The organism is Actinomycetota bacterium (assembly GCA_030774015.1).
Classification (GTDB): domain Bacteria; phylum Actinomycetota; class UBA4738; order UBA4738; family JACQTL01; genus JALYLZ01.
On the sequence record JALYLZ010000135.1, the window covers coordinates 1 to 8513 of the forward strand.

The window sequence follows — 8513 nt, forward strand, 5'->3', positions numbered from 1 at the left end:
CATGGCCTTCGGGTTCAAGAAGCCTGAGCATCTCGTCGCCCTCGCACTGCTCGACCGAGGCGGCTACTGCCCGCCCCTACCCGGACGGGGAGCTGCCCGATGAACCCACGGATGCGTCAGGAGAGCCGGATATGTGCGCCGCGTGGCCGAGGAAGCCCTCTCCGAGGAGTGTAAACGCCGGTCGAAAACGACAGCACCCGCGGCCTGACAAACGCCGGTCGAAAACGACAGCACCCCGACATCCCCGTTCTGCTCGGGCTCGCCCCGAGGCTTCCCGGAAGGGAAGCCGGCAGACGGGAGAAGGAGTGCACACGGACATGCAGATGTGGACCGAGATCCGGCGCAGGGTCCTCGTCGAGGGCACCTCGAAGCGTTCGGCCTGTCGCGAGTACGGCATCGGCTGGAGAACCCTCGAGAAGATCCTCGCGAACACGGAGCCTCCGGGCTACCGGACGAGCGCTCCTCGCCCCAGGGCCAAGCTCGGCCCGTACCTTCCGGTGATCGAGCAGATCCTGGCCTCCGACCGGGAGGCGCCCCCCAAGCAGCACCACACGGCGAAGAGGATCTTCGAGCGCCTCCGGGACGAGTACGGCTACCCAGGCGGCATCACCCAGGTGAAGGAGGCCGTCGCCCGGCACCGGCGCCATCACCAAGAGGTCTTCGTCCCCCTGTCGCACCCACCGGGCGAGGCCCAGTTCGACTTCGGCTACGCGACTGTCGAGATCGCCGGGGTTCGCTGCAAGGCCGCGTTCGCGGTGATGAGCCTGCCGTACTCGGACGCCTTCCACGTCTCGGCCTACCCCAGGGAGTGCACCGAGACCTTCCAGGCCGCCCACGTGTCCGCGTTCTCGTTCTTCGGGGGGGTGCCGACCCGGACCTCCTACGACAACACCACGATCGCGGTCCGCAAGGTGATCGGCCGAGAGCGGGCCCTCACCCGGGAGTTCCTCCGCCTCGAGAGCCACTTCCTGTTCGCTCATCGGTTCTGCCGGGTCGGCCGGGGCAACGAGAAGGGCCACGTGGAGTCCCTCGTCGGGTACGGCAGGCGCAACTTCATGGTGCCCGTCCCGGCCTTCGCCTCCTTCGCCGAGCTGAACGCCTCGCTGGAGGCCTCCTGCCGGGCCGACCTCGACCGTCGGGTGAGGGACCTGGTGTCGCAGCACGGCGATCTCGATCTCCGCCTCGGCCGCTGTGCGGTCGTCCGAATGGACCAGGCGGAGGACCCGGAGCAGGAGGAGATAGAAGAGGGAGCTGATCACGGCGGGGCATTGTCGCAGACCGGACCGCCACTGCTGGTCTCGGCCCACGATCGAGTTTCTGGACCCCACGGGTGCAACCGAGGGCGCTTCGCCTGCCGCTGCAGCACCTTCACCTCGTGCCTGAGCACCAGGAGCTCGATGTCCATTTCGTCCGCTGGACGACGTCCGGCTCCGAGGAGACGGCGAACGACGAAGCGCAGGTCTGGTCTAGGGCCCCCCGGGGGCACCGATGCTCTGAAGAGCGCGAACGTCGAGCGACCTAAAGCAACGGCACGGCGCCACTATGTGACGTGTCGGTTTGACTATCACTCCGTCCTGAGGAGCTCAGGACGACGGGTGACTCGGACCCACGGGAGCGCGGATGCGGTGACGATCAGGACCGCGCCCCCTACGGCGGCGGCCGTCAGGGCCAGGGGCCCAAGAGGGAGCAGCAGCGGTTCCTTGAGTATCCGGAACACCAGCACGGTGACGGCGAGAGCCACCGCGACGCCCAGCGCCAGGGCGATGCAGAGCGGCAGCACGATCTGCAGCATGACGGATCGGCGAATTACGCCTGCCGGGACCCCGAGCGCCGACAGCACGGCGATCGGCCGGCGGCGCTCCATCATGCCGTCGACCGTGCTCACAAGCAGGCTCGCCCCCGTCACCATCAGCATCAAGATGGCCACGGCCTCCGCCGCCCGAACCAGGACGACCTCCTCCCGAGACGAGCTCGACACGGTGTGACGGAGGGCTCCGGCCGTCGTCACCTGGTAGGCCCTCCACGCGAGCGCGTTGCGGACCCGCTCGAGCGTTGCCTCCTCTCCGCCGTTCGAGATGATCGCCACGCTGTCGCGAAGGCTCGTGCCTCCGTTCGTGGTCCTGTTGGTGAGGCTCACGGTGCGCACACCGGGGATCCCGCTCAGGTGCTCAAAGACCGCCCGGCGATCGCCGTGATAGTCGTTCGCGATGATCGTGGTGGCGGGAAGGTGCGATACCCACGGGGCGAGGTATCCCTCGCCCAGCCCCGCCGAGTCCCGGGCATCCGCGAGGACGGCCGCCTGGCCCACCCCGAGGAGGACAACGAGGACGGCGATGCCCATCACCACCCGCCCGGTGGACGTGGGGTCCGCCTCCAGGCGCCGGGCCCCGAGGAGCGTCGAGGGGCTGGGGGCCCGGCTCGCGACCATCCGCCCCGCCTGCCACCCGAGCCACGGCGCCGTCCCCGCCAGCCCCACCAGGACCAGGCCAAGGCCGCCCAGAACGATCACGCCGGGCAACGGGCTCGCCATCGCCGTCACGTGGTCACGCCAGGCCGCCGCGATCCCCAGGACGAGGAACCCGAGCCCGGCGACGGCCGGCCAGTGGGCGCCCCGCCTGCGACGACGGGCCCGGCGCACGATGCCGAGCGGCGTCACGACCAGGCGGCGCATCCCGAGCGAGGAGACGGCGAACGCGAACAGCGGCACGGCCACGAACACGGCCGCCCCCGCCAGGACGGGCACGGACAGGTCGGAGGGGAACCACCGGGACCGGACCGCCGGCAGTCCCGCGGCGCCTCGCCGGGCGAGGAGGAAGATCCCTCCGCCGCCGACACAGCCGAGCACCGCGACGAGCGCGGTCTCGATCGCGGCCAGGGCCCGGACCTGGGCGCCCGTGGCGCCGGCCAGTCGGATGGCGGCCAGGCGCGTCTCCCGGGTCGCGGCCGACAGCTTGGTCGCGGTCAGCACGAACAGGGCGATGGGAAACAGAATGGCGAGCGCGGCGACGGAGAGCATCACGAGCGGGGCCTCGCTCACCTGCCCGCTCACCACGTCCCGGGGCCTCGCCGCGATCACCACCGCATCGGTGGGATGGCTCCGGAGCCAGGCCGGGGCACCCACGTAGCCCACCGCCTCCGCCGGATCGAGCAGGCCGGCGGGCCCGAGCGGCCCGGAGATTCGCCCTGGCACCCGGGCGGCGAGGAGCGAGCCGTCGCGTCCCTGCAGCATGGCTCGCAGGGCCGGGGAAACGAACGCCTCGCCGGGGGAGGGAACCCGGGGCAGTCCGGGGGGAATCGGGCCCCGGCCGATCCGCTGCACCGCGATGAGCAGGACGTCGCGACCCTCGAACTCGCTCGCGAGCTGCCACTCGAGGGTGGCGTCCGCGGGCGGCCTCTGGTGGGGCTGGAGGTAGGTGTTCGCAACCCTGGCCACCTCCCGGTCTCCTCGGGCCTGGATCGCATGTCCCACCGCCGCCGCTCCGAGCAGGAGCGCCACCCCGGCACCGACGCCGCCGGCCATGAGGGCAAGCCGTACCACGCTGGCCCGACCTCCCGATGCGGCCACCTTGATCCCGAGGCCCGCGAACCGCAGAACCTTCACCTGAGCACCGGGACCTCGGCCACCCGCCCGTCCCGGAGCACCACCTCGCGGTCGGCATAGGCGGCCACCCGGGCCTCGTGCGTGACGAGCACGACCGTCGTCCCCTGGTCCCGGGCCGCGGAGACCAGCAGCTCCATGACGACCTCCCCGTTCAACGAGTCGAGGGACCCCGTGGGCTCGTCCGCGAAGACCACCCGGGGGCCGGTGGCGAGGGACCGGGCCACGGCCACCCGCTGGTTCTCCCCGCCGGACATCTCCCCGACCCGCTTCCCGGCCTGGGCCGCGACGTCCAGGCGCTCCAGCCAGGCCCGGGATCGGGCCTCCGCGTCGCGGCGGCGAAGGCCGGCCAGGCGAAGGGGGAGGGACACGTTCTCGACAGCGGTGAGATCAGGGACGAGCTGCCCGAACTGGAACACGAACCCGAACTCGTCCCGCCGGAGCCGCGTGAGAACGGTGTCGGACAGCGATCCGAGGGCTCGGCCCCGGTAGCGGATCTCTCCCTCATCCGGCCGGATGATCCCGGCGAGGCACAGCAGGAGCGTGGACTTGCCGGAGCCACTCGGCCCCACGACGGCCACGACCTCGCCGCCCCGGACCTCGATCGACAGCCCGTCCAGGGCCACGGTCTGCCCGAACCGCTTCGCCACCCCGTCGGCTACCAGGAGCGGCCCCTGCACGCCCTGCCGCCCTGGCCCGGTCACGGACTCACCTCCCGGGACAGTTCGCCGCGGAGGCGTTCGACGCGCCTGCCGGCCAGCTCGATCCACCGGAGGTCGGCCTCCAGGTGGAACAGCTCGAAGTCGCACGCCATCGCCTCGGTCAGATCGCCGGCCCGCTTGCGCTCGGTCAGCTCCCGCATCCGCGCCAGATGGGTCGCCCGCTGGGCGTCGAGCACCTCCGCGGCGGACCGCCCCGACATCAGCGCCAGGACGACCTTGGTGAACAGGGCCTTGCGGCCGAACCCCGAGGGCGGCTCAGGCTCGCGGAGCCATTGTTCCAGGTCGGTCACTCCGGCCGGCGTGATCACGTACACCTTCCGGTCCGGCCCCCCGCCGGCCTCCACAGAGTCGATGTCTACGAGGCCGTCCCGTCGGAGTCGCGACAGGGTCGCATAGACCTGGCCGAACTTGATGGGCTGCGAAGGCCCGAACCGGCCGTCGTACAGGTGCTTCAGCTCGTAGCCGTGGCGGGGGCGGTCCTCGAGCAGCCCCAGGAACGCATGTCCGAGCGACATCGGTCGCGACTATACACCCGGTGGATAGATAGCACCAGTACGGGGCGGGCTCTTGCAGCCAGCCACCGCGTGGAAGCTCCGCATGACCCAGTCGACGGTCGATCGGGGCCGGCCGATAGCTTTCGACACCGCCGTCCTCGCTTCCTCCGCCACCCTCCCCCGGTTTGAGTCGTCCCGGGGGCCATCCCGGCGGCCGGGGAGAGGCATCACGACCCGGTAGCACCGTGAAGGGTTCAGAAACCCTAATCGCATCACGCCGCCCAGCGATACTCGTGAATCAGCCCACCGAGCAGGTCCTTTCGCTCGACCGGCGCTCGAGCGCTCCGCCGGGCCGGTGATGTTCGCCGGCCGGCTGGGATCGCCAAGCCCAGTCCCCGATGCGGCCTCTCCTCTACGTAGTGAGCGACGTAGGCCTGGAGCACCCGCTCGCCACGTGCACCACCAAGGTGATGGTGTCGGTGTCCCCGCTGGCCATGGCCGTGTTTCGGGTGCAGGTCGGCGGGTAGGTGCCGCAGTTCCACCAGCGGGAGGACACCAGCTGGAAGAACAGGTTCGCGGCCTCCGGCTCGAACGGGATGTGTAGGGCGGGCCCCCCTGCCGGTAGACCTCGTCGACCTTCCCGAGGAGCATGAGCGTCTTGGTCAGCGTGTCGTCGATTCGCCCGAAGATCGCTTCGGATGTGGCCAGGATTCGCTGAGACTCTTCGAGCTCACGGTCGATCCGGTCATGCTCTTCACGTGGCCGGGCGGCTGCGCTTCGCCCACTTCCCGGTGGTGAAACGCCTGGAGGACTTCGACTTCGACGCCCAGCCCGACCTGGACCGGGCCCTGGTGGAGGAGCTCGCCACCCTGCGGTTCGTGGAGGAGCGGGCCAATGTGCTGATGGTCGGGCCGCCGGGCGTGGGCAAGACCATGCTGGCCCTGATCCTGGGGTACCGGGCGGTGGAGGCCGGGTACCGGGTGTACTACACCACCGCCGCCGACCTGGTGGCCCGGTGCCACAAGGCGGCCATCGAGGGACGGTGGGCCACCACCATGCGCTTTTTCGCCGGGCCCCAGCTCCTGATCTGCGACGAGCTCGGGTACCTGCCCCTGCCGGCCGAGGGTGCCGCCGCCATCTTCCAGGTGGTGTCCCGCAGGGCGGAGGCGGGCTCGATCATTGTCACCAGCAACCGGAGCATCGCGTCGTGGGGGGAGATCTTCTCCGACTCCATGATGGCCGCGGCGATCCTGGACCGCTTCCTGTTCCGGGCCACCCTGCTCGCCATCAACGGGGACTCGTACCGGATGCGGGCCCACCGGGAGCGCCTGGCGCAGCTTCGGGCAGGGATGGGGGCGTCCACGGAGGCGTCCGGATGAGCGGATCGGTCGCGGCCCATCTCGTGGACGGCGGGGGGATGACACCAACCCGTCTCGGAAAACGGCTCTACGGCCCTCCTGTGGCCTCGTTGCTCGGCCCCGAGCCCGGAACACAGACGACGCGTTCCAGGGCTCTCCCTCGCCGCCCGGATCCGAGGAGGTGATCATCAGGCCAGACCGGTAAGCTGCGCAGGGCTCAGGGGTGGGGAATTTCGATGAGCACCTCTGGGGAATTTCGGTGAGCGCCGTCAGCTCTCCGCGATTGGCTGCGATTCGATGAGGAGCTGGAGCGCCTGGCAGGGGTGTAGGGAGCTACCTCTGAAGCCGATGCCCTCAGGCGCTGGGATCCATTGACCGGTCGGGGTCATAGATGAGGCGAACAGGCCCCTCCGACTGCCACGTCCCCACCGATACCGCAAGTCGGTAAGTGAACGGACGTGAGGAATCTAGTCGACCCACGACCCTCGTCGTTCAGGCCCGGAATAGGGGAGGGCCCGGGAGCTTCCACCGGGGCCCTCCGGGAATCGGGGGGGTACAGTCCAGAGATTACCCAACTGAACGTGATCCCGACCCCCGCCGGGTCCAAGACCTTCGGCTTCCCCTCTTGAGGCGCGACCGTCGCGCGTTCCATGGCGGCCCGAAGTAGCTTACGGAGGTCTCCTTCCGTTTCGCGCCAGGTGCGCTGCTCGAGAGCGTGCAGCCGGAGCGCCTTCAGGTGATGGTGCAGCAGGACCATGGACTTCGACTGCAGGGCCTTCACGCCGATGCTCCGTTCAGGGAGGCGTAAGCCGAGAGGTCGGGCGGATCGATCCGGTACGGGCGCAGGTGCGGGTGCCCGTCGAGGGAGAACAGGGCGACTGGGCGCTCCTGGCGATGGTGAAGGATCAGGGCGATGGCGTCCGAGCTCGTGGCGTCGATCGCAAGGGCGGCCTGGACCGCGCCGGCGAGCTCGGCCACGGACGCGCGTTCCAGAAGGCGCAGCACCTTGATGAACTCCCGGGTGCCCAGGTGCGAGAGGTCGGCCTCCAGGCGCCGTCGCAGCAGGGCGAAGCAGCCGGGGAGTTCCCATCGCTCCAGGGGCCTGGCCACGTCGAGGGCTCCGGGCTTTCGCTCGAGAAGTGCCAGGTAGTGGGGGGGATCGAAGGTGGTCTCCTCCTTCTCCCAGCACCTGGGGTGGGTCGCCAAGAGCCGGGTGCCGCAGGCGATCCGGATCCGCTCGATGCCGCCGATGACGGTGAGCTCGTGGTGGGCGAACGCCGTGGGGACCGAGTAGTCGTTGCGGTCGAAGCGCACCAGGGAGAGCGAGTTCGCCCGGGCATGGACCACCCGGCGCGCCTCGAACGCCGAAGCGGGCAGCGGGAGCATCGCCGCCCGGTCGAGCTCCAGCAGCTCGGCCTTCGTCACGAGCTTGCCCCTCACCCGCCGGTCGAGATCTGCCCTGCACGACGCCTCCAGGCGAGCGTTCAGCTCGGCGAACGAGGAGCAGGAGGGGACGGGCACCATGAAGTTGCGCCTGCCGTACCCGACGAGGGACTCCACGTGGCCCTTCTCGTTGCCCCGGCCGACCCGGCAGAACCGATGAGCGAACAGGAAGTGGCTCTGCAGGCGCAGGAACTCCCGGGTCAGGGCGCGCTCCCGGCCGATCACCTTGCGCACCGCGATCGTGGTGTTGTCGTAGGAGGTCCGGGTCGGCACTCCCCCGAAGAAGCGGAAGGCGGCCACGTGGGCGGCCTGGAAGGTCTCGGTGCACTCCCGGGGGTAGGCGGAGACGTGGAAGGCGTCCGAGTAGGGGAGGCTCATCACCGCGAACGCCGCCTTGCGCCGGACCCCGGCGATCTGGATGGTGGCCTGGCCGAAGTCGAACTGGGCCTCACCGGGTGGGTGCGACAGGGGGACGAACACCTCCTTCCCGTGGCGGCGGTGTCGGGCCACGGCCTCCTTGACCTGGGTGATGCCACCCGAGTAGCCGTACTCGTCCCGGAGGCGGCAGAAGATGCGCTTGGCCGTGTGGCGCTGCTTGGGGGGCGCCTCCCGGTCGGAGGCCAGGATCTCCTCGATCACCCCCAGGTAGGGACCGAGCTTGGTCCTGGGGCGAGGAGCGCTGCTCCGGTACCCCGGTGGCTCGGTGTTGGCGAGGATCTTCTGCAGGGTCTTGTGGGCGATGCCGTAGTCCCTGCAGGCCGAACGCTTCGAGGCGCCCTCCACGAGCACCCTTCGCCGGATCTCGGTCCACTTCTGCATGTCGGTGTGCACTCCTTCTCCCCTCCTGCCGGCTTCCCTTCTGGGAAGCCTCGGGGCGAGCCCGGGCAGAACGGGGATG

At 70.2% G+C, this 8513-nt stretch carries 5 protein-coding genes and 1 pseudogene; 1 reads left to right on the plus strand and 5 read right to left on the minus strand.

The genetic code is table 11. The annotated features are described in order from the left end of the window. Positions 1 to 116: 116 nt before the first annotated feature. From M3Q23_13740 to M3Q23_13755, 4 genes are all read right to left on the minus strand, one after another. Positions 117 to 1259, minus strand: a complete 1143-nt coding sequence (locus M3Q23_13740) for a hypothetical protein (protein ID MDP9343121.1) — start codon at positions 1257 to 1259, stop codon at positions 117 to 119. A 305-nt stretch (positions 1260 to 1564) separates the two neighbouring features. After that, the gene (locus M3Q23_13745) at positions 1565 to 3601 is read right to left on the minus strand and encodes a hypothetical protein (protein ID MDP9343122.1); all 2037 of its coding nucleotides are present in this window, start codon (positions 3599 to 3601) and stop codon (positions 1565 to 1567) included. Continuing rightward, a complete protein-coding gene (locus M3Q23_13750; protein ID MDP9343123.1) occupies positions 3598 to 4302 on the minus strand; it encodes an ABC transporter ATP-binding protein in 705 nt (234 codons plus the stop codon). The genes M3Q23_13745 and M3Q23_13750 overlap by 4 nt, the downstream gene beginning before the upstream one ends. Further along, complete coding sequence (locus M3Q23_13755) at positions 4299 to 4835, minus strand: PadR family transcriptional regulator (protein MDP9343124.1); 537 nt, start codon at positions 4833 to 4835, stop codon at positions 4299 to 4301. Before M3Q23_13755 ends, M3Q23_13750 begins: the two co-directional genes overlap by 4 nt. A 737-nt stretch (positions 4836 to 5572) precedes the next feature. Between M3Q23_13755 and istB the strand changes: the two are divergent. Next, positions 5573 to 6193: pseudogene (gene istB, locus M3Q23_13760) on the plus strand (IS21-like element helper ATPase IstB). 756 nt (positions 6194 to 6949) lie between these two features. On the opposite strand, the gene istA reads toward istB, so the two are convergent. After that, positions 6950 to 8446 carry an IS21 family transposase gene (gene istA, locus M3Q23_13765; protein ID MDP9343125.1) on the minus strand — a complete coding sequence of 499 codons (1497 nt, stop codon included), beginning with the start codon at positions 8444 to 8446 and terminating at the stop codon, positions 6950 to 6952. Positions 8447 to 8513 lie beyond the last annotated feature (67 nt).

Excerpts from the sequence above, each read along its gene's own strand:
- M3Q23_13755 (MDP9343124.1), bottom strand. The coding sequence starts at position 4,835 with ATGTCGCTCGGACATGCGTTCCTGGGGCTGCTCGAGGACCGCCCCCGC.